This window comes from Pseudomonas sp. ADAK2 (assembly GCF_012935755.1).
Lineage (GTDB): Bacteria > Pseudomonadota > Gammaproteobacteria > Pseudomonadales > Pseudomonadaceae > Aquipseudomonas.
In genome coordinates this window covers 6,133,374-6,156,225 of sequence record NZ_CP052862.1, presented here as the reverse complement: position 1 = coordinate 6,156,225, position 22,852 = coordinate 6,133,374, and the positions used below count along the sequence as shown (strand labels likewise).

Sequence of the window (22,852 nt, the reverse complement as noted above, 5' to 3'; positions counted from 1 at the left end):
AATAACGATGGTGAATTCGATCGAAGCACTGGAAGCCATTTACGGCCAACCCCACGACCGCGCCGTGCGCAAGCAGATCCCGTTTCTGAACGAGGACTATCAAGCGATGGTTCGCGCCTCGCCGCTGATCATCATCAGCTCGGTCGGCCCGGACGGCATGGATGGCTCACCCCGGGGCGATGCGCCGGGGTTTGTGCGGATCATCGATGAACGCACCCTGGCGATCCCGGATCGTCCGGGCAACAACCGCATCGACACCCTGCGCAACGTGGTGCTCGATTCGCGGGTGTCGCTGCTGTTCATCATCCCGGGGATCGGCGAGACCTTGCGCGTCAACGGCACCGCGCAGATCAGCGCCGAACCTGCGCTGCTGGAGAGTTTCGCCGTCAACGGCAAACCGGCGCGCACGGTGCTGCTGGTGACGGTGGAGGCGGCGTATTTCCACTGCTCCAAAGCGATTGTGCGTTCGCAGCTGTGGAACCCGGAACGCTATCTGGACCGCTCTGCCCTGCCGACGGCGGGGGCGTTTCACAAGCGCTTGAACGATGGGGAGTTTGATGCCGAGACATATGACCGGGAAGCGCCGACGCGGGTGCGCGATAGTCTCTATTAGAGATTGAGATCTTCCGATCGCCTTCGCGGGACCGAATAAATCAGAGCTCAAGCACCATCTCATGCCACGCCATCCCGCCATGGTCCGACGCGGATGGCTTGATGTAGGCAAACCCGAACCCGGCATACAGCGGAATATGCCGTTCCTTGCACATCAAGTGAATGCTGGCCTTACCCATCCCGCGCATGCGCTCGATGAACTCGCCCATCAAGCGCTTCGCCAAGCCCTGCCCCTGATAATCCGGGTGCACCACCACCGACATGATCACCACGTGCGGGCCTTTCGGGTCGTGGCCGATCAGTTCCTTGAAGGCTTCGTCCGACATTTCCACTTCAAACGCCGCACCGGAATTGATGAAACCGGCTACAACGCCATCGACTTCAGCCACGATGAACCCTTCGGGCCAGGTGGCGATGCGGGTGGCGATTTTTTCCCGGGTGGCGGCTTCGTCGCCTTCGTAGGCCACGGTTTCGATGGCGTAGCAGCGGTCCAGATCAGCAGGGGTGACGTGGCGGATGACGGTGTTCATGGCAACTCGGATTCAGCGTTGGAAAGGTGGCCGATGATAGAGGAATAAGGTGTTCATATCGATCACCGTTGGCGCCGTAAAGCCTGCGTATAGGCGCTTTTATTGCTCAGCGAAGGGGATTATTGATAGGCCCTGTCTCTGATCATCCATAGGGGAACACACCATGAGCAGCGTTCAGATCGGCCTTCTTATGCTGTTGGGCATCAGCGCGTTTGGCTTCGTTACCTTGTCCATCGACCTGTTGCGGGCGCGACGGATGAAGCAGGGTAAATGACGAGTCGAGAGGCGGACGCGGGGTCCGCCTCTCGCTGCGATCATTCGGGTTTGAGTGGCAACCAGATTTCCAGCACACCGGTATTGAGCTTCGGGTCGAAGTCCTCGCTGTAGCGCTCGAACTCCGGGGCGTCCGCCGCGGCGCGACCGGACTGTGGCAGCCAGGTTTTCCAGATGTACTGAAAGGTCTCGGGCAAGGTGTCCAGCGAGCCTTTGTGTTCGAACACCGCATAGTGTTGGGGCTGAACCTCGACCCAGCGGTATTTCTCGGGCAGGTCGTCGAGTTTGCTGATTTCCACGCCGGCGATGTATTCGAACCCACCCATGCCGTCGGGATTGCAGCAGATGCCGTAGGTCACTTCGCTTTTTTGCCCTGGAATCTTGCCGATCTCGGGAATGAATTTCTCCCAGAGGTCGGGGATCTGTTTCGATGTTTCCTGGGTAAATCGTCCGCCAAGCCCGGCAATGAGCAGGAAATGCCCACTCTCAAAACGTGGCTCGGCCGGTTTAACGCCTGATTGCTCATCCATGACTCAACTCCTGGTACAAAAAAAGTGGGTTCGGCTGGGAGTATAGAAGCCAAACCCGATTCGCCCACTCAGAGCCCGGGAAGCTGCCCGACGGCAGCCTTGCCGATAAACTCGTTGTAGCCCGATAGGATCACGTAGACCGCGAAATAGCAGAAGATCGCCGCCGATGCCATGTAGGAGTAACGCAGTAGCTTGTCCCCCAGCAACTTGCCGCCGTGGCTTGCAGCGAAGCACAACGCGACGCACCACAACACTCCAGCGCACAGGAAACCGCCAAGGAACAACGCCGAACTGAGGGCGCCACCGCCGCCGGAACGGGCGATCAGGGTGCCGCCCACCGCCGCAAACCACAGAATCGCGCTGGGCGAGGACATGGCGAGGAAGATGCCGCGAAAAAACTCACGCCGATGGGAGTTGTTTCCCACCTCCGCGCCTTGAGCCAGTACCGCTTCGTGGTGAATCGCCGAGTAAATCATCTTCGCCGCGAAGTACAGCAACAACGCCGAACCGCCGATCCACAGCACCCAGCGCACGGTTTCGTATTGCAGCAAGACGGTCATCCCGGCCAGGGCCAGCACGGCGTAGATCAGGTCGCCGACGCAGGTCCCCAACCCCAGGGCAAAGCCTTGAAAATAGCCGCGTTGCATGGCCAACGTGATCATTGCGATGTTGGCCACGCCAATGTCCAGGCACAGCGAAAGGCTCAGCAAGAAGCCACTGCTAAATTCCATCAACCCGTTTCCTTCGGAAATTTTTGTTTACACAGACGCTGGACAGTTTGCCACATCAGCCCTTACATTCCGCCACAGGCCACCGCAGTGGCCAGCGTCGCTCGGACGGTTCCGGGCGCTCACGTTACCGAGGCAACAATGGCTAACCCAGGTTCGCCGCGCCGCTTTGCGCGCATAGATCGACTCCCCCCTTACGTATTCAACATCACTGCCGAGCTGAAGATGGCCGCCCGTCGTCGTGGCGAAGACATCATCGACTTCAGCATGGGCAACCCTGATGGCCCGACCCCGCCGCACATCGTCGAAAAACTGGTGACTGTCGCCCAGCGCGAAGACACCCACGGTTATTCGACGTCCAAAGGCATTCCGCGCCTGCGCCGGGCGATTTCCAATTGGTACAAGGATCGCTACGCGGTCGACATCGACCCGGAAACCGAAGCCATCGTGACCATCGGTTCCAAGGAAGGCCTGGCGCACTTGATGCTGGCCACCCTCGACCAGGGCGACACCGTGCTGGTGCCCAACCCCAGCTACCCGATTCACATCTACGGTGCCGTGATTGCCGGCGCCCAGGTGCGGTCGGTGCCGCTGATTCCGGGCGTGGACTTCTTCGCCGAACTGGAAAGCGCGATTCGCGGTTCGATCCCGAAACCGAAGATGATGATCCTCGGCTTCCCGTCGAACCCGACCGCGCAATGCGTGGAGCTGGACTTCTTCGAACGGGTGATCGCTCTCGCCAAGCAGTACGACGTTTTGGTCGTGCACGACCTGGCCTACGCCGACATCGTCTACGACGGCTGGAAAGCCCCGTCGATCATGCAAGTGCCGGGCGCCAAGGACATCGCGGTGGAGTTTTTCACCCTGTCCAAGAGCTACAACATGGCCGGCTGGCGCATTGGCTTCATGGTCGGCAACGCCGAACTGGTCAACGCCCTGGCGCGGATCAAGAGCTACCACGACTACGGCACGTTCACGCCGTTGCAGGTTGCGGCGATTGCGGCGCTGGAAGGCGATCAGCAGTGCGTCAAAGACATCGCCGAGCAGTATCGCCAGCGGCGCAACGTGCTGGTCAAAGGCCTGCATGAATTGGGCTGGATGGTCGAAAACCCGAAAGCGTCGATGTACGTCTGGGCGAAGATTCCCGAGGCTTACGCGCACTTGGGCTCGCTGGAATTCGCCAAGAAAATGCTCGCTGAAGCGAAGGTCTGCGTCTCGCCGGGCGTAGGATTCGGGGAATACGGGGATGATCACGTGCGCTTTGCGCTGATCGAAAACCAGGACCGGATTCGTCAGGCCGTGCGCGGGATTCGCGGGATGTTTCGGGCGGATGGGTTAGTCGCAAAAACCAACGCCTGATTATTCAGCAGACACAAAAAAACCGCATCGCTGCGGTTTTTTTGTGCCTGATCGTTCCACGCTCCGCGTGGAAATGCATCCCGTGACGCTCCGCGTCACAGTGGACGCGGAGCGTCCATGGCGGCATTCCCACGCAGAGCGTGGGAACGATCGGTGTGAGGTGCTTAGACGAACAGCGACAGCAGCAGGATAAAGCCCAGCGCGACCACGGACAGGATGGTTTCCATCGCCGTCCAGGTCTTGAAGGTTTCCAGCACGGTCATGTTGAAGTACTGCTTGACCAGCCAGAAACCCGCGTCGTTGACGTGAGACAGCACCAGCGAACCGGCACCGGTGGCCAGCACCAGCAACTCAAGGTTCACGCCTGGAATCATCCCCACCACCGGCACCACAATGCCCGCGCCAGTAATGGTCGCCACGGTGGCCGAACCGGTCGCTACGCGAATCACCGCCGCCACCAGCCAGGCCAGCAGGATCGGCGAGATCTGTGCGTTGACCGCCATGTGGCCGATCACGTCACCCACACCGCTGGTCACCAGCATCTGCTTGAAGCCACCACCGGCACCGATGATCAGGATGATCGCGGCGGTTGGCGCCAGGCTGGCGTCGAGCAATTTAAGAATGGTGTTCGAGCCCATGCCCTGCTTGTAGCCAAAGGTGTACAGCGACAGCAGCAACGCCAGCAGCAGCGCGGAGATCGGGTGACCGATGAGGTCCATGAACGAGCGCGCGAAATTACCTTCCGGCAGTACCACGTCGGCAAACGTCTTGAGCAACATCAGGAACACCGGCAGCAACACGGTGACCAGGGTGATGCCGAAGCTCGGCAGGTTGCTCGCCTCCTCCTCGCGCACCAGTTGATCGACCAATTCCTGATTGGCATGGCCTGGAATGTACTTGGCAATGAACGTACCGAAGATCGGACCGGCAATAATGGCGGTCGGCAGCGCAACGATCAGGCCATACAGAATGGTTTTACCGATGTCGGCACCGAACACGCCGATGGCCAGCAACGGGCCCGGGTGCGGCGGCACCAGGCCGTGTACCGCCGACAGACCGGCCAGCAGCGGGATACCGATCTTGATGATCGACACGCCGGTGCGCCGGGCAACGATGAACACCAGCGGGATCAACAGCACGAAGCCGATTTCGAAGAACAGCGGAATGCCGACCAGGAAGGCCGCGAACATCATCGCCCACTGCACCTTGTCCTTGCCGAACGCGCGAATCAGGGTCTGGGCAATCTGATCCGCCCCGCCCGACTCAGCCATCATTTTGCCGAGCATCGTGCCCAGCGCCAGGATGATCCCAACGAAACCGAGCACACCACCGAAGCCGTCCTGGAACGCCTTGATGACGGTGCCGATCGGCATGCCGGAGGTCAGCCCGAGGAAGGCGGCGGCGATGATCAGGGCAATGAACGGGTGAATCTTGAACTTAGTGATCAGGACGATAAGTCCGATCACTGTGACCACTGCGTCTAGCAGCAGGAACGACTCGTGGGACATGCCAAACATGGGGGGGTGACTCCTGTTTGTTGTTGTTATGAAAGCAATTATTCAAAAGCAATCAGGACAGCGCTATCTCTTGGAGCAAGACTTAACCGGTGAGTTTCAAACCGTGTTTCAACCACCAGGCTTGCGCCTGTTGCGCCAACTCGTCGACGCTGTGATTCGAGGCGTCGAGGGCCAGGGTCAACGGCTCGCCCACAGGCGACTCAAGAGTGGCGAACTGACTGTCGATCAAGGTGGACGGCATGAAGTGGCCCGGACGGTGAGATACACGCTCGGCGGCGACTTCAGGGGTCAGCTCAAGGAACACGAAGCCCAGGCCCGGCAAGGCACTGCGCAGCACTTCGCGATAACTGTGTTTGAGGGCCGAACAGGTCAACACCGGGCGTTGGCCCTGGGCGTCGACGCGGCGCAATTCATCGCACAGGCTGTCGAGCCAGCCGGCACGGTCTTCGTCGTTCAGGGGGATTCCCGCGCTCATCTTTTCGATATTGGCGGCAGGGTGGAAAGTGTCGCCTTCAATGGCAGTCGCGCCGCTGAGCTGGCACAAGGCTTCGCTGACGCAAGTCTTGCCACAACCGGCAACGCCCATGATAACCAGGGCGGTGATGGGATGATTCATGAAACACCTCAGCGCGCAGACAGCGCTACCTTTGCTACGTGAAACTCTAGTGCAAAAGTAGAAGTTGCCGACGCCTTCTTGTCATTTTTGTGGGTTGCAGCATGTTCGCTCACGAGGCCAAAAAGCGAGGTTCAGGCAAAACTCGCTTACGCATTTGCAGCTGCTTCGGGACAGCGCTACCTTAGTGCCTTGAATTTTGTTTGGCAAGCCGCCCCGATGACCACCCCTAAAAACGATAAAAATACACGAACCACTGGCCGCCCTACCCTCAACGAAGTCGCGCGCCTGGCCGGCGTCAGCCCAATCACCGCCTCCCGGGCCTTGCGCGGGGTCAGCACGGTGGCCACCGAACTGGTGGAAAAGGTGCAGAAAGCCGCGGCTGAACTGAATTACGTGGTCAACCCCGCCGCCCGCGCGCTGGCCTCGGCCCAGAGCCATTCGGTGGTGGTGCTGGTGCCGTCGCTGTCCAACCTGCTGTTCATCGACACCCTGGAAGCCATTCATCAGGTTTTGCGCCCCAAGGGCTTTGAAGTGCTGATCGGTAACTTCCATTACTCGCGCGATGAAGAAGAAAACCTGCTGCGCAACTACATGGCCTATCAACCCCGCGGCTTGTTGCTGACCGGTTTCGACCGCACCGAAAGCTCACGGCGGATGATCGAGGCGAGCAACATTCCCTGCGTGTACATGATGGAACTGGACAGCGCGGCGGGCCTTAATTGCGTGGGGTTTTCGCAACTGGCGGCCGGCGAAACGGCGGCCGAGCATTTGTTGTCCCGTGGTCGTAAGCGCCTGGCCTACATCGGCGCGCAGCTCGATCAACGCACGTTGCTGCGTGGTGAAGGCTTCCGCAAAGCCCTGCAAAAGGCCGGTTTGTACGACCCGGACCTGGAAGTGCTGACGCCCCGTGCGTCTTCCGTCGGTTTGGGCGGCGAGTTGTTCCTGCAACTCCTGGCCACTCATCCCGAGGTCGATGCAATCTTCTTCGGCAACGACGACCTGGCTCAGGGCGCACTGCTTGAAGCCATGCGCTGCGGGATCAAGATCCCCGAGCAAGTGGCGATCCTCGGCTTCAACGACCTGCCGGCCTCGGCGCACATGGTGCCGCGCCTGAGCAGCATCAGCACCCCGCGCGAGGCGATAGGCCGGCGCGCAGCGGAGCAGATGCTGACGTTGATGGCGGGTAATGCGGTGGCCAAACCGGTGCAGGACATGGGGTTTGAGTTGAAGGTGCGCGAGAGTACGTAGCCTGATCGTTCCCACGCTCGGCGTGGGAATGCAGCCCGGGACGCTCCGCGTCCCATCCAGAGCCGAACGCGGAGCGTCCGTTGAGGCATTCCCTCGCAGAGCGTGGGAACGATCATCCGCCGGACATGAGGCCAACAAAGGCCAACGCGCCTTTCTGCAACGGCTGACTCTTGAGCCAAACCGCATGCACCGGCAACACCAGGCCATTCTCGATGTTCCTGAAGCGCAGGCGTTTGAGCCTTCCGGCATCGAGCAACGGCTGCACCACCGACAACGGAAAATTGCCCCAGCCCAATCCCGCCTCGACCATCTCCAAAGCAGCGCTCAAGGTGTCCGTACGCCAATAGGATTCGGCCACCAACGGCCGGGTTTCGCTGATCGGCAAGTCGCGGCTGGCGACGATGATCTGCCGTACATGCACCAGGTCTTCGAGAAATAAATCCTGCCCCTGGAACAGCGAATTGTCTGCCGCCAACGTGGCGATCATCCGCTCCGTGCCGACAAACTGAAAACGCTCCAGCACGTTCATGCTCAACCCGGCGTACGCCAGGCACACGCTGACTCGACCGCTGTGCAGCAGCGCCAGCACATCATCCTGCGGCGCGCTGAGCACTTCGACTTCCAGCAGTGGATGACGCTCGGCAATGACTTTGATCGCCGTCATTAAACGGCTCTTATCGATGTCAGCCACCACCCCGATCGACAACTTGCTTTCCAACCCCAACGACAACTCGACCGCGTGCACCTGCAACTGTTTGAGCTGTTCAAAAATCAGCCGTGCGTGGGGCACCAGGGCGCTGGCCATGGCCGTCGGCACCGGTTCGCGGTGGCTGCGGTCGAACAGCGGATAACCGAGTTCGGCTTCGAGATTGCCGATGCCCATGCTCACCGCCGACGGCACTTTGCCCAATGCCCTGGCAGCCGCGGAAAACGAGCCGCGCTCGATCACCGCGAGAAACAATTCGATGCTGTCGCTGTTGAAGTTCATTCGCCGTCCTATCAATAAAACTGAAAGCTACTGACTTTTTCTGTCAGCGCTATTGAAGCTATCTTTCGTCGCCTTCGCCAGTGCTGCTGGCTCAAGTTCGCAAGAAAGAGGCAAAAACCCCATGCAAGGCGTTAAACGCAAACTGCTCTACGTGTCGCTGTACGAAGCCATCGGCATGACCCTCTCGGCCCTCGGCCTGGCGCTGCTGTCCGGCACTTCACCGCATAGCACCGGCCCGCTGGCGGTGTTCATCACCACCATCGCCGTGACCTGGAATTTCATCTTCACCTCATTGTTCGAACGCTGGGAAAGCCGCCAACCTTCGCGCACCCGCACCGTCAGACGGCGCATCGCCCATGCCGTGGGTTTTCAACTAACCTTGATTGTGTTCCTCATCCCGTTGATCGCCTGGTGGATGAACATCAGCCTGGTGCAGGCATTTCTGCTGGACTTGGCGCTGATCCTGCTCATCCCGTGCTACACCTTCGCCTTCAACTGGTTGTTTGATCGCACGTTTGGTTTGCCAGCGTCGGCGCTGCCGGATCCCGCTTAGTGGTAGATTCCCGAGGCGTCGATTCGCTAAAGGAGTAGCTCCATGGAACATGCACTGAAGATTCTCGGTAAGGCTTCGTCCATCAACGTCCGAAAAGTCCTGTGGACTTGTGAGGAATTGGGCGTTTCCTACGAGCGTGAGGATTGGGGCAGCGGTTATGCCTCGACCCACAGCCCCGAGTTCACCCGCCTCAATCCCAACGCTCAGGTGCCGGTGATCATCGATGACGCCGGGGTGTTGTGGGAATCCAATACCATTTGCCGGTATCTGGCCGGCAAGCATCACAACCACGAATTGCTGCCCGGCGAACCCGCCGCTCGTGCGCGGGTGGAACAGTGGATGGATTGGCAAGCGACCGAGCTCAATCGGTCCTGGGGATATGCGTTCACCGCACTGGTGCGCAAGGATCCGGAGTTCCAGGACCCGCACCAGATTGCCGTCGGCGTTAACGACTGGAATCACAAGATGGCCATCCTTGAGCAGCAGCTCAAGGCCACCAAAGCCTATGTCGCCGGGCCACGTTTTACCCTGGCGGACATTGTGATCGGCCTGTCGGTGAACCGCTGGCTGATGACGCCGATGGAGCGGCCGGACTTCCCCGCCGTTGACGAGTATTTCCAACGGCTGGCCCAGCGCCCGGGGTTTCTGAAACATGGTTGCAATGGATTGCCGTAGCCTCAGAACAACGCCTTCTCTTTCCAATACCGATCAGTTAAGAATGCTTCATGCGCAACACCTTCTTTGTAGCAGCTGGCGAAGCCTGCGTCCGGCTGCGCAGCAGTCGTGAAATCAGCCGACGCGTTTCTTCAGGAGAATCGCGCGCACTGGTTTTACGACTGCTGCGCAGCCGGACGCAGGCTTCGCCAGCTGCTACAGATCGCGTTACGGCTTAACGGACTGGCTTAGCCCCTCCCCCCAAAAAAAAGAGAGATTCATGAACGGACTCAACGTGCTGCTGACCGGTGCCTGCGGCAGAATTGGCAAGACCTTTTTCGAAGCGTCGAAAGACCGCTACACCTTCGTTCTGACCGACCGCGTCGAACCCGACTTCGCGGTCGAGGCGCCCCATCATTTCGTACGCCTGGACATGGCCGATCCCAAGGCAATCGAAGAAGTGCTCAAAGGCATTGACGTCATCGTCCACCTCGCCGGCATCCCCCACGCCACGGCGACTTTCGATGAGTTGCTGCCCAACAACATTCTCGCCACGACTTACCTGTTCGAAGCGGCAGTCGCCGCCGGCTGCAAGCGACTGGTGTTCGCCAGCAGCGCGCAAACCATCGAAGGCTATCCGGTGGATCGGCAGATCACCCCGGGCATGCAGGTGATGCCGGCCAATCTGTATGGCGTCAGCAAATGTTATGGCGAGGCGTTGTGCGGGTTCTACGCCGCCAAACGCGGGCTCTCGACCATCGCCATTCGCATCGGCGCCTTCGAATTTCCGGACCGCCACGAGCTGACCAACGCCCGCGACTTGAGCGCCTGGCTCAGCCCGCGTGATGCCGTGCAATTGCTGCAACGCGCGGTGGAAGTCGAAGGCGTGCAACACCTGATTGCCCACGGGATATCCAACAACCGTTTCAAGCGCCTGGACCTCAGCGAGACCACGCGGGTGCTGGGTTACTTGCCGGTGGATGATGCGTTTCGCGAGTTTGATCTTCCGATCGCGCCATAAACCCCTAAAACCCAAGCCGTTTTTGCAATAACTCGGCGAATCTCTGCGTAAAGCGGCAAAGATTCGCAACCCAATATTTCCGATAGCAGGCTAAGCTTCCGCTTCGACAAGAATCGGATCAGCCCATGCCTGCCCACGCCCCCACCGCTGTTCAAACCGACGGTATCGACCCTGTTCGCGCCGCCCGGATATCCGCCCGCATCGACCGACTCCCGGCCGTTTCCACAATCTGGAAACTGGTGGCGTTGCTCTCGATTGGCGGTTTCTTCGAACTCTACGATTTGTTCCAGACCGCCTACATCAGCCCCGGCCTGATCCGCGATGGCATCTTCGCTACCGGCAGCCAGGGTGTGTTCGGATTCTCCGATCAGGCGGCGTTTGCCTCGGCGACGTTTCTTGGTTTGTTCCTCGGCGCAAGTTTGCTCAGTCCCTTGGCTGACCGCTTCGGCCGCCGCGCGATCTTCACCTTTGCGTTGATCTGGTACACGGTCGCCACCGTGGCCATGGGCGTACAGAGTTCGGCGCTGGGCATTATCGGCATGCGCTTTCTGGTCGGCATCGGTCTGGGCATCGAGTTAGTGACCATCGACGCCTACCTCTCGGAACTGGTGCCCAAACGCATGCGCAGTTCGGCATTCGCCTTCGCATTTTTCGTGCAGTTTCTGTCGGTGCCGGCGGTGGCGTTGATGTCCTGGTGGCTGGTGCCGCAGGACCCCTTCGGCGTGTCGGGCTGGCGCTGGGTGGTATTGGCGAGTGCGGTGTTTGCGCTGTTTATCTGGTGGCTGCGCTCACGCTTGCCGGAGTCGCCGCGCTGGTTGGCCCAGCAGGGTCGTTTCGACGAGGCCAGCCGGATTCTCGACACCATCGAAGCGCGTTGCGTGAAGGATCAGGGCAAGGCGCTGGATGAGCCGGAACTCGCCGCGGTGGATATTCAGGGCAGCGGCCGCTTCGCCGATATCTGGCAGCCACCTTATCGCCGCCGGGCGCTGATGCTGATCGTGTTCCATGTGTTCCAGGCCATCGGGTTCTTCGGGTTCGGCAACTGGTTGCCAGCGTTGCTGTCCGGCCAGGGCGTGAGCGTGACTCACAGCCTGATGTACGCCTTCATCATCACCCTGGCCTACCCGCTCGGGCCGTTGATGTTTGTGAAGTTCGCCAACCGTTTCGAGAATAAATGGCAGATCGTCGGCTCGGCCCTCGGCGCCATGACCTTCGGTACGCTGTTCGCCCTGCAAACCAGCGCGGTCGGGCTGATCGTCTGCGGGGTGATGATCACCTTCTGCAACGCCTGGCTGAGCTTCGCCTACCACTCCTACCAAAGCGAACTGTTCCCCACCAACATCCGCGCCAGGGCCGTGGGTTTCTGTTATTCGTTCAGTCGTTTGTCGACGGTGTTCAGCAGCTTGCTGATCGGGATTTTTCTCGAACACTTCGGCACACCAGGGGTGTTGGCGTTCATCGTCAGCAGCATGTTGATCGTGATGATCACCATCGGTTACTTCGGTCCGAGAACCCGCAACCTGGCGCTGGAAAACATCGCTCACCGTTGAAGCGGTTGCCGTCTGCCGCCCAGCGGCAAGTTCTGACCGCCGCCGCTGCTGAGTCGCCCCGTAAACAGGGGCTTTCAGCAGCGGCACGCTAATTGCTCTTACAGACTCAACAGCAATTACCTACAGGTTTATCCATCATGCTGGTCAGTGCCCATCAAGCTTCCATCGTTCAAAAGACCCAGCGCACCGACATGGACCCGACCACGGCCGCCGCGAGCGCGCTGTACAGTGGTTTGATCCAGAACGCGCAAAACACCGTCGCGCAAATCAAGCAGGACAGCACCAATGTGCAGTCGTCCGGCCTGAACAACGCCACCCAGCAAGTCAGCGCGGCGAGCACCATCAGCGACAACGTTGACGAAGCGTTCGCGAAAACCCGCGTGGGCCTGCAAGCATCCGTCCCGGACGATAACAAGACCAAATCCACCGACAGCTCGGCCATGGCCGACTTCAAGGACTACATGAGCAAAACGCCGGAACAGCGGCTGCGCGACAGTATCCTGAAAGAAATGGGCATCACCGAAGATCAACTGCAAGCCATGCCGCCGGCGCAACAACTGGCGATTGGCAAAGAAATCGCCGAGCGCATCCAGGACAAGATGAAACTGGCCCAGGCTGACAAGGAAAACGGCAGTACCGAGAAGGCTGATGGGCCTCAGGTGGTCGACAAGTTCCTCGCTTCGCTTTAACACGATCACCCCATAAAAAAAGGGTCCCTTCTCGGGGCCCTTTTTGTTTTGGCAGTGTGACCGCCCGTCAGATCCATCCGCTTTCAAGCCTCGACCTGTAAGTTCTGACAGTAGACACCCCTCCCCCTCTGACCAATCATGAAAGTGCCGACTCAACAGCGCTACAGCGACTCGACAGTTGGAAATTGGATGCTGGCTTACTGGAAAAAACCTAACAGCAAAAGGATAGGGTTATGAGTAATAAACGACCGATAGGAATGTTTCGAGCAGTCGCCAAAGAGAATGATGGAACGCAACATGAACAAACCCGGACAGATCTGACGTTCAGCATTTCAGAAAACGCACTCATTGCCGGCGGATTCGATTTTGTTGACCATGAAGGGCAAAAAGTATACTGGGGGGTCATGATAAATATCCAAGACACAATCAAACCTGGAACTTTCAAGTTCACACCGAAAGGAGAAACATCAGGCTTTTACAACCCCCCGCGACCTCACAGTTCATGGGTACCGGATGGAACTAACCCCGAAGGCGAAATCACTTTAACCGAAGTTGATCATAGTAAAAAATTTGCACATGGTACTTTTAGCTTTGAGGTCTTCAACCGACACAACTCAAACGAAAGCGCAAAAATCACCGGCGCTTTTTCACTCACCGCAGGAGCCGAAGACTGAAAAACCAAAAAAAAACCGAATATAAAAATCGCCCCTCAAAAACTGAAGTCTATTAGAGGGGCGGTTTTTCAGTTGATTTGCAACGTCGAGTTGAACTGGCTGATCGCATCCACCACATGCCGCGATCCTTGTTGAATCTCCAGGATCACCTCCCCCGCCTCGTTCGCCAGTTCCACGCCTAACCCGGTGCGGCTCAGGCTTGATTGCATGCTCGACACCGCGCTCAACGACAAGTCGTGGTTCTTGCGCACCACTTCGACAATTTCCAGCGTGGCCTGACTGGTGCGTGCCGCGAGGCTGCGGACTTCATCGGCGACCACCGCAAACCCGCGTCCATGCTCCCCCGCCCGCGCGGCTTCGATGGCGGCGTTGAGCGCCAGCAGGTTGGTCTGGTCGGCAATCCCGCGAATGGTCTGGACGATGGTGCCGATGATGTCGGACTGTTTGCTCACCGCATCGATGCTCTCGGCCGCTTCGTTGAGGTCGCGGGAAATGTCCTGGATGATCTGCACCGTTTGCTGAACCACCTGGGAACCTTTCTGCGCACAGGCGTCGTTTTGTACCGAAGTGCTGTGGGCCGACTCCGCAGCGGTTTGCAGGGTGGTGACTTGCTGGGTGATGTCGCTGGCGAACTTCACCACTTTGTACAAGCGACCCTTGCTGTCGAACAACGGATTGTAGGACGCCTCCAGAAAGACCGTATGACCGTGTTTATCTCTGCGCTCGAAACGGTGCGAGTGATATTCGCCGCGATTGAGTGACGCCCAGAACGCCTTGTACTGCGGCGACTCGGCTTCGGCGCGGTGACAGAACAGGCTGTGGTGCTGGCCGACGACTTCGCCCAGCGAGTAATGCATGGTTTTCAGGAAGTTTTCATTGGCGGTAATGACCCGACCGTCCGGGGTGAATTCGATCACCGCCATGGAGCGCCCGATGGCCGCGAGCATGCTTTCTTCTTCGTGCTCTTTATGGATTCGGGCGGAGATGTCCGAGGCCACTTTGATCACACTCCGCACTTGGCGATCCGGCCCGAACACCGGCATGTAACTGGCTTCGAGCCACACCTCGCGACCCGCCTTGTTCAAGCGCAGGAAGGTACCACTGACCGGTTCGCCACGGGCCAGGTCACGCCACAACTTGGCGTACTCCTCGCTGCGGTAGAACGCTTCTTCACAAAAGATCCGATGATGTTTGCCGTGCACTTCCTCGGCGCTGTAGCCCATGACGGCGCAAAAGTTTTCATTGGCGTCGAGCACGATGCCTTCGGGGCTGAACTCGATCATCGCCATCGAACGACTGATCGCCGCCAACTTGGCGTTGGCCTCGGTCAATGCGCCATTGAAGCGTTCGATCTGCAGCAAGTCAGCCTTGTGATGTAGGTTAAACATGGCTCTATCACCTTAAGCGCGGTCTTTTGATTGATGAAAGTCGTCGGTCTTTCAAGTTCCACGAAACAGGCACACGCATCCCGCCAAGGGCAGGATTTGTCAGGTGATAAATGATGTTCAATCGGAGTGTCCATGCAGCGACGCTCTTATCAAGGCATCCTTCTCTTGATAGCCCAGGTGGGCCAACCTAACGTTTTGGTAAGTAACTCCATTTACGGCACGGCTCCTTGTTGTTCAGTGTCGGTGCCTTGGGTTGCGCACTCTGCGGCTTATGTCACGGCGCTCACGCTCCCCGTCATGAACCATTCATTTTTTTGACTGAAAAAGAGAGTTATGGGTGAGCATAGCCAGTGAAATGACCGGCGCAATGCCATTAGTCGGCCAGTATTCAGCACAAAATCGGTTCAGCGCCACATGCCTATCATTGATCGGCGAGCATACTCAGCAGCGCTTGCACCGGGGCGGAAGGTGTCCTGTGCGGCGCCACCACCAAGGCAAATTCACGAACGATCCGTGGTATCAGCGGAACGACCCGCAAACCCTGGCGATTGGCCGGCAATGTCATTTCTGGCACCAGGGTCACACCGATGTTTTCCCGCACCAGGGTGAAGGCGCTGCTCCACTCCCGGACCTCGGCCCGGACATCGTCCAGCTGCAAACCAGCGTCGGCGGCCAGGCTGCGGGCGTTGGTCGAACAGCCACCGGTGGCGAGCACAAAGGGTTGCGCCACCAACTGCCCGAGGCTGAGGCCTTCTTCGTTCGCGCCCCGCGCCAGGGGATGGCCGCCGGGCAGCACCGCCACCCAGGCGTCGCTGCCCAACAGCGCGGCATGGCGCTCGGGCGCCGGGTTCAGCACCACGCCGACATCCACCAGCCCGGCGTCGAGCAGGGTTTCCACTTCGTCGTCGCTGACTTCCAGGGCCACCACCTGAATGCCGGGATAGAGCCGATTGAACTGGCGCAACAGCGGCGGCAGAAACGTCGCCAGCACCATGGGAAAACTGGCCAGGCGAATGCTGCCACGCTGGACGTCTTTCGCAGCGTCGACGGTGCTGCGAATAGTCTCCAACGCGCCGAGCATGGTCCGCGCTTGCTCGATCACCGGCAGGCCGATGGCGGTCGGCAGGGTGTGACGGTTTTCCCGGCTGAACAGTTGAACGCCCAGGGTTTCTTCGATCAGCGCCAGCGCCTGACTGGCACCGGACTGGGTCATGCCGACCCGCTCGGCCGCCCGGGTAATGTTGCCGGTATCGGCCACCGCCACCACCATTCGCCAGTGCATCAGATTCATCATGGCAGTAGCTGTCCTTATGACAGGGTTCTGGAAGATTAATTTTACGAAGCCCGGCGCGCACTATGACACTGGCGTAAATCCTCAACCAGAGCCCTGCCCATGAAGCTGTATTACGCCCCGCAAGCCTGCTCGATGGCGCCGCACATTGTGTTGCGCGAACTCGACCTGCCGTTCGAGTTGATCCGCGTCGATAACAGCACCAAGAAGACCATCGCTGGCGAGGATTTCCTCGCGATCAACCCCAAGGGATATGTCGCGGCGCTGCAACTGGACAACGGCCAGGTGCTGACCGAAGGCCCGGCGATTCTGCAATATCTGGCGGACTTGCGGCCCGAAACGAATCTGGCGCCGGCGAACGGAACGTTCGAACGCGTGCGGTTGCAGGAATGGCTGAACTTCGTCTCGACCGAGATTCATGGCGGGCTTGGATGGCTGTTCAATTCACAGTTTTCCGAAGAGGTAAAAACGCTGATCAAGGCGAAGCTGTTCAAGCGTTTTGCGGTGTTGAGCGAGACGCTGGAACGGCAGGATTATTTGCTGGCGGGCGGGTTCAGCGTGGTGGATGCGTATTTGTTTACGGTGTTGCGCTGGGCGACGGGGTTTGGGATTGATTTGAAGGAGTGGCCGGCGTTGGCGCGGTTTCAGGCAAGGATTGATCAGCGCCCGGCGGTGAAGGCGACGTTGGCGGCGGAATGGGTGTAGGGCCTGAACCTGTGGCGAGGGAGCTTGCTCCCGCCAGGTCGCGAAGCGGCCCTTTCTCAATAAAAGAAGGACCGCTGCGCGGTCCAACGGGAGCAAGCTCCCTCGCCACAGCAAGCTCCCTCGCCACAGATTGTTTGGCGTTTGTCAGATCACAAACTCCCACTCACCTTGGACGCCACCTCCCCCGGCACCCAGCCCTTCCACACCTGCGGCTGATCACGCAAAAATGCTTCGGCGACCTGCCGCGGTTGCTGACGTTTTTCGCTCATCTGCGCCAGGGTCTGGTTCAGCAGATCAATCGGCAAATCGACCTTTTCAAAGAACGCCACCAAATCCGGGTACTGCGCCTTGAACGGTGCGGAGACGCCAATCGCCAGGCTCGCCGGCATCGAGCGCGTGCCTTTCGGATGCGGATTGTTGGCGTCGGCCAGGGTCTTCCAGGCTTCGGCATCGAAGGCCGGTTCTTCGAGTTTCACCAGTTTGAAGCGGCCCAGTAACGGCGTTGGCGACCAGTAGTAGAACAGCACCGGTTTGCCGCGACGGATCGAAGACGCCACCTCGGCATCCAGCGCCGCGCCGGAGCCGGTGCGGAAGTTGACGTAGTCGGCGGTCAGGTCATAGGCCTTGAGTTTCTGGCTGTTGACGATCTCCGAGGTCCAGCCGGTGGGGCTGTTGAGGAAGCGACCGCGGCTCGGATCTTCCGGGTCGCGGAACACGTCTTTGTAGCGCGCCAGATCAGCGACGGATTTCAGCTCCGGGGCCAACGGTTTGATACCGCGCTCCGGGTCACCCTTGATCACGTATTCCGGCACCCACCAGCCTTCGGTGGCGCCTTTTACCGTATCGCCGAGACCGAAGACTTTGCCTTCATTCGAGGCCTTGACCCACGCCGGACTGCGCCCTGCCCACTCTTCGCCGATCACCTGGATGTCATTCTTGGCCAGCGCCGCTTCGAGGCTGACGGTGCTGCCCGGCAAGGTATCGGTCGGGTAGCCGTAACCTTTCTCGACAATCAGGCGCAGGACTTCGGTGATGAAACTGCCGCTTTCCCAGGCGATGTCGCCAAAGTGGATCGGCGCGGTTTTTTCGGCGGCGGGCACGTGGCTGGCCACCAGGCTCAGGGCCAGCAGCGAACTGCCGAGCAGGGTTTTGATCGATCTCATGCGGACCTCTGGGTCGTTCTATTTAGGGGTTCGTTGGCACTGTGCTGGGCGCACAAGGCTTGGGAGCGGGTCATGTAAACGCTGACCGAACGCTGGGAAATGCCCAGTTCGGCGGCGATTTGCGGGTAGGTCAGGCCGTCGATGCGCGACAGCAGGAACGTCGCCCGGACCTTGCCCGGCAGGCGTTCAAGGGTACGGTCGAGGCCATTCAAGACTTGGGTGGTGTGCAGCAGTTCTTCGGGCGATCGCGCCTGATGCGAATCGAGGTGCTGCAATTGATCGAGGTGCTGACGCTCCAGATCCCGGCGGCGCCAGAGCTGATAGATCAAGCGCTGGGCGATGGTGGTCAGCAACGCGCGGGGCTCGCGGATTGGCGTCAGCCCCGGGGATTCGAGCAATTGGGTAAAGGTTTCGGCGGCGATGTCTTCGACACTGGCGCTGGCGCCCAACTGCCGGCGCAACCGGGCGCACAGCCAAGGGTAATGCGCGCGGAACAATCCGCCCACGTGATTGCGATGGGAAAGGTCGGCGCCGGACATAGGGGCTCCTGGGGTTAGGGGTCGCTGAATGTCCGGTGATCCGGTGGCGCGATTCTAGACGGGAGCCTTATTCTTTAATAATACTTAAAATGCATTTTTATATTCTATTTTGATCTTTCTTACCTAACGCAACCGCCCATACCCCAACGCCTCCGCTTCCTGCTGGTAATCAAGCACCACCTGATAGTCGCTTTCCGTCGCCGGCAATACCTCTTGCAGACCGAGGATTTCGGCGACGTCCGGCAGCTCGCGCAATGTTTCATTCATCACCCGCCGAAGATGCCCGATCTGTTCATCACTGGCGCTCGCAACGGTGATGTAAGGCAAGGTCGGACTGAACGCACTTCGAGCAATCACGCGCAAGCCGGCCACTTCTGCTTCGGCGTGCCGCGCCAGGTAGGCGAAGGTCACGCTGTCGATGGCGGCCAGGTCGGCGAGGTCTTCACGCAGCCAGCGCAGGCTCTCGCGGTGACCGCCGCTGACGCCGACACGGGCGAAGAACTGACCGTCGCGGTGCAGTGGCGCCAGTCGCTGGCGCAACAGGTTCATGCCGCTGTTGGAGCCTTCGTCATTGATCACCCCGCGACTGTTGTAAAAGGCCGGCAAGTTGCGGCGAGGATCGTCGGCGCGGCTGAGCAGCAGGCTGCAATGGTTGCCGCCGTTGCTGTCCGGCAGTTCGTAGCGAGGACGGCCGACGACCTTGACCTGACCGCGTAGCAAGGTCATCAGCGGATAGCCGCAGGTTTGCGTCAGCAATAATTGCGGGGAGAGCCAGAGGTCCGGCAGCGACAGGCCGTCGGCGCTTTGGCGCGAGGCACCCAGGCGCTGGGCAATGCCTGTCAGCCAGCGTTCATTGGCTTGGCGGATCGGCTCCGGGGCCACGTACATCAATAGTTCGGCGAGATGCTGGGTCATCGAAATCCCTTCAGCCAATCAATGAAACGGATGTTGCGGGCTGTCGATCGCCCTGAGCCCATTCCGGCGCCACAACTGCCCATAACCCCGCACCAGAAACCCGCCGCTACGTGCCTGCCATTGCTCACGGCGGGCGTGATAAGCCTTGGGCAAGTCGTACCAGGGCAGGCTCGGTATGTCGTGATGCACCAGGTGCAGGTTGTTGTTGAGGAACAGCCAACTCCACGGCCACGCCGCTTCATTGAGCACAGTGCGTTGCTCGGGCTGGGCGTTGGGGCGATGTTCATAGTAGGAGCGAATCATCGCAATCGACAGCGCCGGCACACTGACCAGTAACAGGTAATGCCACACCGGTAGCGCGCTGTAACGCGCGATGAACGCCAGCATCAACAACGTGAACGTACCGTGGGTCAGCCACATCAACCAGGCCTGGCGCTCGCCGGTGTTCAGACGTCGCAGTTCTTTGCGCGCCAGGGCCAGCAGCGCCATGGGCGCGCCGATCATGACGCGCCCCAATACGGTTTTATTAAGCCAGTGCAGGGCCTGCTTGACCACGGAGCTGCGCTGCCAGTGCTCGGCGGTGAGGTAACGGCTTTCCGGGTCGCGACCGGGAACGGTCAGGTCTTCGTCGTGGTGGTGCAGCAGGTGGCTGTCGCGATACAGGGTGTACGGGAACCACACCGCAAACGGTGCATAACCGAGGACTTTGTTCAGGGCCAGCCAGCGCGTGGGATGACCGTGGAGCAATTCGTGCTGCACCGACAGCCAGAGCACCACCAGCGGGATCAGCAACAGCGTGCTCCACCAAAGGCCCAACCAGTCACTGCCCAGGACGATACTGAACCAGCCCGCGTACACGCCGATCAGCAGCAACCAGGTCGGCCACTCGGTGCGAGCGGTCAGGCGTTGGCGCAGGGTTTCGATTTCTGCTCGATGGGCGGCGTCGAAGTAATGGGACATGGCTTTGCTCAGAACGGGACGTGTCCCTCTCTGTGCAATGGCGTGGGGAAATCTTGCAGATTATTTATCGCTAACGATTGATCGTTCCCACGCTCTGCGTGGGAATGCAGCCCGTGACGCTCCGCGTCACTGGACGCGAAGCGTCCCCAGAGGCATTCCCACGCGGGAGCGTGGGAACGATCATACAGGGTGACTCAGGTATTAGTGCCCGAACACATCCACCTTCTTGGCCTTCTTGTCCGCGCGCTTTTCATCGGCGGTTTTTGCCGGTTTTTTCTTCGCTGCTTTTTTTGAATCCATGCCTTTGGCCATGATACGTACTCCACTCATACGGGATGTGAAGTCAGGTATACACCTATCGCCGCGTTCGCGTTCTTTTATAATCGCCCACTTTGCCAACTGACAGCCAAAGCCCATGCCAGACACCCAATACGCCTTGCTCGACGAACCGTTGTGGCCGTTGATGAACAAGTTTTACCGCGCCCACCAATCGCCGATGAAAGCGGTGCGCGAAGCGCAACTGTGGGTGGCCCGGCGCGGGGATATCGTCGCGGCCTTGTGTTTGCGGCCGGTGGCGGGCGGGTATTGGTTGACGGGGTTGTTCGTCGATCCGGCGTGTCGTGAACAAGGCATCGGCGCAGCGTTGATCGCCGAAGCGGTCAAGGGTCTCGACAGCCCGGTCTGGCTGTATTGCCACCCGGATTTGCGCGGCTTCTACGAGCGCCGCGGCTTCACTTTCGACCCGCAGATGCCCTACGCCATGGTCGAGCGCCTGACCCGTTACGCCCGCAGCAAACCGATGATCGCCATGGGCTTAGAACCGTTGGTTAGGTCCTCCATCGATAATGTGTGATCGGCCCTTGATTGCTGCGTGCTAGCCTCGGGGTCGACTTCGAATCTGCCAGGATGCGCCATGAAACCTGCCCTACTTGCCTTGACCCTGACCGCCCTGCTCACCCCTGTTCTGGCGCACGCCGCCGACACCAAACCCATCTCCAGCGAGCAATACACCGAGGTGCTCAAAGGCACCTGGCGCGCCCCGCAAAACGTGGTGCGCGACGTCTACCGGCATCCGCAACAGAGTCTGCAATTCTTCGGTTTGCGGGCGAACCAGACGGTTATCGAAATCACCCCCGGCAGCGGTTGGTACAGCGAACTGCTGGCACCGTTGCTCAAGGATCACGGTACCTACATTGCCGCCGTACAGGCGCCGACGGTCAGCGACTATGCGCGCAAGAATGAAGAAACGCTGAAGGCCAAATTCGCCGCTGCCCCGGCGCAATACGCCAAGGCCCAGGTGGTCGAGTTTGATCCCAAGGCCCCGGTGCTTGGTAAACCCGGTTCGGCGGACACGGTGCTGACCTTTCGCAACGTGCACAACTGGGTGCTCGCCGACACGGCGCCGCTGATGTTCGAGTCGTTCTTCAAGGTGTTGAAACCGGGCGGCGTGCTCGGCGTGGTGGATCACCGGGCCAAGGACGGAGCGTCGCTGGACGACATCAAGCACAGCGGCTACCTGACCACCGCGTACGTGGTGAAACTGGCGACCGATGCGGGGTTCAAGCTGGAGGAGAAAAGCGAGATCAATGCTAATCCGAAGGACACCAAGGATTACCCGGAAGGTGTCTGGACTTTGCCGCCGGCGTTGACGTTGGGAGAGAAGGACAAGGCGAAGTATGTAGCGATTGGCGAGTCGGACCGGATGACGTTGCGGTTTGTTAAGCCTGGGAAATAAAAAGCGAAGATCAAAAGATCGCAGCCTTCGGCAACTCCTACGCGCCGCCGAAGGCTGCGATCTTTTGCTTGTGGTCAATCGTCCGCGTTGGGATCAAGGTCCGGGAACATGACTTCGGTAAACCCGAACTTGGTGAAATCCGTGATCCGCGACGGGTACAACCGGCCTATCAGGTGATCGCATTCATGCTGCACCACACGCGCATGAAACCCCGAGGCAATCCGCACAATCGGCTGGCCCTTCGGGTCAAAACCTTCATAACGAATGTCCTGATAACGCTCCACCGCGCCACGCAAGCCAGGCACGGAAAGGCATCCTTCGAAGCCCTCTTCCAGGGTCGGGCTAAGCGGCGTGATCAGCGGATTGATCAGGATCGTCTGCGGCACGGCTTCGGCATCAGGGTAGCGTTCGCTGTGCTCGAAGCCGAAGATCACCAGCTGCAGGTCTACGCCGATCTGCGGCGCGGCCAGGCCAACACCGCCGACGCTTTCCATGGTCTGGAACATGTCGTCGATCAGTTGCCACAACTCGGGGCTGTCGAACATCTCGGCCGGCACCGGTGGCGCGATACGCAGCAGGCGTTCATCGCCCATTTTCAGGATTTCACGGATCAT

At 59.5% G+C, this 22,852-nt stretch carries 24 protein-coding genes and 2 pseudogenes; 12 read left to right on the top strand and 14 right to left on the bottom strand.

The genetic code is table 11. The annotated features are described in order from the left end of the window. Positions 1-7 precede the first annotated feature (7 nt). Positions 8-613 carry a pyridoxamine 5'-phosphate oxidase family protein gene (locus HKK52_RS28250; protein WP_169373481.1) on the top strand — a complete coding sequence of 202 codons (606 nt, stop codon included), beginning with the start codon at positions 8-10 and terminating at the stop codon, positions 611-613. A 40-nt stretch (positions 614-653) separates the two neighbouring features. Here the strand turns inward: HKK52_RS28250 and HKK52_RS28245 are convergent, their stop codons facing one another. The 3 genes from HKK52_RS28245 to HKK52_RS28235 all read right to left on the bottom strand — a co-directional run bounded on the left by HKK52_RS28245 (position 654) and on the right by HKK52_RS28235 (position 2,676). Continuing rightward, positions 654-1,142: a GNAT family N-acetyltransferase gene (locus tag HKK52_RS28245; protein ID WP_169373480.1), complete on the bottom strand. Its 489-nt coding sequence runs from the start codon at positions 1,140-1,142 to the stop codon at positions 654-656. Positions 1,143-1,456: 314 nt separating this feature from the next. Beyond that, complete coding sequence (locus HKK52_RS28240) at positions 1,457-1,945, bottom strand: GyrI-like domain-containing protein (RefSeq protein WP_169373479.1); 489 nt, start codon at positions 1,943-1,945, stop codon at positions 1,457-1,459. A 68-nt stretch (positions 1,946-2,013) separates the two neighbouring features. Then, positions 2,014-2,676 (bottom strand): LysE family translocator, encoded by a 663-nt coding sequence (locus tag HKK52_RS28235; RefSeq protein WP_123514240.1) that lies wholly within the window; start codon positions 2,674-2,676, stop codon positions 2,014-2,016. A gap of 138 nt (positions 2,677-2,814) precedes the next feature. Between HKK52_RS28235 and alaC the strand changes: the two genes are divergently transcribed. Next, positions 2,815-4,032, top strand: coding sequence for an alanine transaminase (alaC, locus tag HKK52_RS28230; RefSeq protein WP_169373478.1), 1,218 nt, complete (start codon positions 2,815-2,817; stop codon positions 4,030-4,032). A 164-nt stretch (positions 4,033-4,196) separates the two neighbouring features. Here the strand turns inward: alaC and HKK52_RS28225 are convergent, their stop codons facing one another. Further along, positions 4,197-5,549 (bottom strand): GntP family permease, encoded by a 1,353-nt coding sequence (locus tag HKK52_RS28225; RefSeq protein ID WP_169373477.1) that lies wholly within the window; start codon positions 5,547-5,549, stop codon positions 4,197-4,199. A gap of 82 nt (positions 5,550-5,631) precedes the next feature. Next, positions 5,632-6,165 carry a gluconokinase gene (locus HKK52_RS28220; RefSeq protein WP_169373476.1) on the bottom strand — a complete coding sequence of 178 codons (534 nt, stop codon included), beginning with the start codon at positions 6,163-6,165 and terminating at the stop codon, positions 5,632-5,634. Between the two features lie 216 nt (positions 6,166-6,381). Between HKK52_RS28220 and HKK52_RS28215 the strand changes: the two genes are divergently transcribed. Continuing rightward, entirely contained in the window at positions 6,382-7,413 is a 1,032-nt protein-coding gene (locus HKK52_RS28215; RefSeq protein WP_169373475.1) for a LacI family DNA-binding transcriptional regulator, read from the top strand. Positions 7,414-7,525: 112 nt separating this feature from the next. Here HKK52_RS28215 and HKK52_RS28210 read toward each other — a convergent pair whose 3' ends face one another. Next, complete coding sequence (locus tag HKK52_RS28210) at positions 7,526-8,401, bottom strand: LysR family transcriptional regulator (protein WP_169373474.1); 876 nt, start codon at positions 8,399-8,401, stop codon at positions 7,526-7,528. 121 nt (positions 8,402-8,522) lie between these two features. On the opposite strand from HKK52_RS28210, the gene HKK52_RS28205 reads away from it, so the two are divergent. The 6 genes from HKK52_RS28205 to HKK52_RS28180 all read left to right on the top strand — a co-directional run bounded on the left by HKK52_RS28205 (position 8,523) and on the right by HKK52_RS28180 (position 13,542). Then, positions 8,523-8,954, top strand: coding sequence for a PACE efflux transporter (locus HKK52_RS28205; protein WP_169373473.1), 432 nt, complete (start codon positions 8,523-8,525; stop codon positions 8,952-8,954). A gap of 42 nt (positions 8,955-8,996) precedes the next feature. Beyond that, positions 8,997-9,629 carry a glutathione S-transferase family protein gene (locus HKK52_RS28200; RefSeq protein WP_169373472.1) on the top strand — a complete coding sequence of 211 codons (633 nt, stop codon included), beginning with the start codon at positions 8,997-8,999 and terminating at the stop codon, positions 9,627-9,629. Positions 9,630-9,888: 259 nt separating this feature from the next. Further along, on the top strand, positions 9,889-10,629 hold the full coding sequence (locus tag HKK52_RS28195) for an NAD-dependent epimerase/dehydratase family protein (RefSeq protein ID WP_169373471.1): 741 nt from the start codon (positions 9,889-9,891) through the stop codon (positions 10,627-10,629). A gap of 125 nt (positions 10,630-10,754) precedes the next feature. Further along, positions 10,755-12,179 carry an MFS transporter gene (locus HKK52_RS28190; RefSeq protein ID WP_169373470.1) on the top strand — a complete coding sequence of 475 codons (1,425 nt, stop codon included), beginning with the start codon at positions 10,755-10,757 and terminating at the stop codon, positions 12,177-12,179. A 137-nt stretch (positions 12,180-12,316) separates the two neighbouring features. Further along, a complete protein-coding gene (locus tag HKK52_RS28185; RefSeq protein ID WP_169373469.1) occupies positions 12,317-12,868 on the top strand; it encodes a hypothetical protein in 552 nt (183 codons plus the stop codon). Between the two features lie 233 nt (positions 12,869-13,101). Next, positions 13,102-13,542 carry a hypothetical protein gene (locus HKK52_RS28180; protein WP_169373468.1) on the top strand — a complete coding sequence of 147 codons (441 nt, stop codon included), beginning with the start codon at positions 13,102-13,104 and terminating at the stop codon, positions 13,540-13,542. Positions 13,543-13,610: 68 nt separating this feature from the next. Here the strand turns inward: HKK52_RS28180 and HKK52_RS33095 are convergent. The 3 genes and pseudogenes from HKK52_RS33095 to HKK52_RS28170 all read right to left on the bottom strand — a co-directional run. Then, positions 13,611-14,036, bottom strand: a pseudogene (locus HKK52_RS33095) (methyl-accepting chemotaxis protein); the annotation flags it as partial. 117 nt (positions 14,037-14,153) lie between these two features. Continuing rightward, positions 14,154-14,930, bottom strand: a pseudogene (locus HKK52_RS33090) (PAS domain-containing protein); the annotation flags it as partial. Positions 14,931-15,351: 421 nt separating this feature from the next. Further along, positions 15,352-16,224, bottom strand: coding sequence for a LysR family transcriptional regulator (locus HKK52_RS28170; RefSeq protein WP_169373466.1), 873 nt, complete (start codon positions 16,222-16,224; stop codon positions 15,352-15,354). A gap of 99 nt (positions 16,225-16,323) precedes the next feature. Here HKK52_RS28170 and gstA point away from each other — a divergent pair, with 99 nt between their 5' ends. Next, positions 16,324-16,926, top strand: coding sequence for a glutathione transferase GstA (gstA, locus tag HKK52_RS28165; protein WP_169373465.1), 603 nt, complete (start codon positions 16,324-16,326; stop codon positions 16,924-16,926). A 149-nt stretch (positions 16,927-17,075) separates the two neighbouring features. Here gstA and HKK52_RS28160 read toward each other — a convergent pair whose 3' ends face one another. From HKK52_RS28160 to HKK52_RS28145, 4 genes are all read right to left on the bottom strand, one after another. Next, entirely contained in the window at positions 17,076-18,089 is a 1,014-nt protein-coding gene (locus HKK52_RS28160) for an ABC transporter substrate-binding protein (RefSeq protein WP_169373464.1), read from the bottom strand. Continuing rightward, positions 18,086-18,628: a sigma-70 family RNA polymerase sigma factor gene (locus HKK52_RS28155; protein WP_169373463.1), complete on the bottom strand. Its 543-nt coding sequence runs from the start codon at positions 18,626-18,628 to the stop codon at positions 18,086-18,088. The genes HKK52_RS28160 and HKK52_RS28155 overlap by 4 nt, the downstream gene beginning before the upstream one ends. A gap of 123 nt (positions 18,629-18,751) precedes the next feature. Beyond that, positions 18,752-19,543 carry a phosphate/phosphite/phosphonate ABC transporter substrate-binding protein gene (locus HKK52_RS28150; RefSeq protein WP_169373462.1) on the bottom strand — a complete coding sequence of 264 codons (792 nt, stop codon included), beginning with the start codon at positions 19,541-19,543 and terminating at the stop codon, positions 18,752-18,754. Between the two features lie 18 nt (positions 19,544-19,561). Next, positions 19,562-20,503, bottom strand: coding sequence for a fatty acid desaturase (locus HKK52_RS28145; RefSeq protein ID WP_169373461.1), 942 nt, complete (start codon positions 20,501-20,503; stop codon positions 19,562-19,564). Positions 20,504-20,918: 415 nt separating this feature from the next. Here HKK52_RS28145 and HKK52_RS28140 point away from each other — a divergent pair, with 415 nt between their 5' ends. Both HKK52_RS28140 and HKK52_RS28135 read left to right on the top strand, forming a co-directional pair. Next, on the top strand, positions 20,919-21,356 hold the full coding sequence (locus HKK52_RS28140; RefSeq protein ID WP_169373460.1) for a GNAT family N-acetyltransferase: 438 nt from the start codon (positions 20,919-20,921) through the stop codon (positions 21,354-21,356). Between the two features lie 60 nt (positions 21,357-21,416). Next, on the top strand, positions 21,417-22,238 hold the full coding sequence (locus HKK52_RS28135; RefSeq protein WP_169373459.1) for a class I SAM-dependent methyltransferase: 822 nt from the start codon (positions 21,417-21,419) through the stop codon (positions 22,236-22,238). A gap of 74 nt (positions 22,239-22,312) precedes the next feature. Here HKK52_RS28135 and def read toward each other — a convergent pair whose 3' ends face one another. Then, positions 22,313-22,852, bottom strand: a complete 540-nt coding sequence (gene def, locus HKK52_RS28130) for a peptide deformylase (protein WP_169373458.1) — start codon at positions 22,850-22,852, stop codon at positions 22,313-22,315.

What these genes read in the sequence shown, in the direction of transcription:
- HKK52_RS28250 (WP_169373481.1), top strand. Translation starts at nt 8, where the DNA reads ATGGTGAATTCGATCGAAGCACTGGAAGCCATTTACGGCCAACCCCAC.
- HKK52_RS28245 (WP_169373480.1), bottom strand. Translation starts at nt 1,142, where the DNA reads ATGAACACCGTCATCCGCCACGTCACCCCTGCTGATCTGGACCGCTGC.
- HKK52_RS28240 (WP_169373479.1), bottom strand. Translation starts at nt 1,945, where the DNA reads ATGGATGAGCAATCAGGCGTTAAACCGGCCGAGCCACGTTTTGAGAGT.
- HKK52_RS28235 (WP_123514240.1), bottom strand. Translation starts at nt 2,676, where the DNA reads ATGGAATTTAGCAGTGGCTTCTTGCTGAGCCTTTCGCTGTGCCTGGAC.
- alaC (WP_169373478.1), top strand. Translation starts at nt 2,815, where the DNA reads ATGGCTAACCCAGGTTCGCCGCGCCGCTTTGCGCGCATAGATCGACTC.
- HKK52_RS28225 (WP_169373477.1), bottom strand. Translation starts at nt 5,549, where the DNA reads ATGTTTGGCATGTCCCACGAGTCGTTCCTGCTGCTAGACGCAGTGGTC.
- HKK52_RS28220 (WP_169373476.1), bottom strand. Translation starts at nt 6,165, where the DNA reads ATGAATCATCCCATCACCGCCCTGGTTATCATGGGCGTTGCCGGTTGT.
- HKK52_RS28215 (WP_169373475.1), top strand. Translation starts at nt 6,382, where the DNA reads ATGACCACCCCTAAAAACGATAAAAATACACGAACCACTGGCCGCCCT.
- HKK52_RS28210 (WP_169373474.1), bottom strand. Translation starts at nt 8,401, where the DNA reads ATGAACTTCAACAGCGACAGCATCGAATTGTTTCTCGCGGTGATCGAG.
- HKK52_RS28205 (WP_169373473.1), top strand. Translation starts at nt 8,523, where the DNA reads ATGCAAGGCGTTAAACGCAAACTGCTCTACGTGTCGCTGTACGAAGCC.
- HKK52_RS28200 (WP_169373472.1), top strand. Translation starts at nt 8,997, where the DNA reads ATGGAACATGCACTGAAGATTCTCGGTAAGGCTTCGTCCATCAACGTC.
- HKK52_RS28195 (WP_169373471.1), top strand. Translation starts at nt 9,889, where the DNA reads ATGAACGGACTCAACGTGCTGCTGACCGGTGCCTGCGGCAGAATTGGC.
- HKK52_RS28190 (WP_169373470.1), top strand. Translation starts at nt 10,755, where the DNA reads ATGCCTGCCCACGCCCCCACCGCTGTTCAAACCGACGGTATCGACCCT.
- HKK52_RS28185 (WP_169373469.1), top strand. Translation starts at nt 12,317, where the DNA reads ATGCTGGTCAGTGCCCATCAAGCTTCCATCGTTCAAAAGACCCAGCGC.
- HKK52_RS28180 (WP_169373468.1), top strand. Translation starts at nt 13,102, where the DNA reads ATGAGTAATAAACGACCGATAGGAATGTTTCGAGCAGTCGCCAAAGAG.
- HKK52_RS28170 (WP_169373466.1), bottom strand. Translation starts at nt 16,224, where the DNA reads ATGATGAATCTGATGCACTGGCGAATGGTGGTGGCGGTGGCCGATACC.
- gstA (WP_169373465.1), top strand. Translation starts at nt 16,324, where the DNA reads ATGAAGCTGTATTACGCCCCGCAAGCCTGCTCGATGGCGCCGCACATT.
- HKK52_RS28160 (WP_169373464.1), bottom strand. Translation starts at nt 18,089, where the DNA reads ATGAGATCGATCAAAACCCTGCTCGGCAGTTCGCTGCTGGCCCTGAGC.
- HKK52_RS28155 (WP_169373463.1), bottom strand. Translation starts at nt 18,628, where the DNA reads ATGTCCGGCGCCGACCTTTCCCATCGCAATCACGTGGGCGGATTGTTC.
- HKK52_RS28150 (WP_169373462.1), bottom strand. Translation starts at nt 19,543, where the DNA reads ATGACCCAGCATCTCGCCGAACTATTGATGTACGTGGCCCCGGAGCCG.
- HKK52_RS28145 (WP_169373461.1), bottom strand. Translation starts at nt 20,503, where the DNA reads ATGTCCCATTACTTCGACGCCGCCCATCGAGCAGAAATCGAAACCCTG.
- HKK52_RS28140 (WP_169373460.1), top strand. Translation starts at nt 20,919, where the DNA reads ATGCCAGACACCCAATACGCCTTGCTCGACGAACCGTTGTGGCCGTTG.
- HKK52_RS28135 (WP_169373459.1), top strand. Translation starts at nt 21,417, where the DNA reads ATGAAACCTGCCCTACTTGCCTTGACCCTGACCGCCCTGCTCACCCCT.
- def (WP_169373458.1), bottom strand. Translation starts at nt 22,852, where the DNA reads ATGATCCGTGAAATCCTGAAAATGGGCGATGAACGCCTGCTGCGTATC.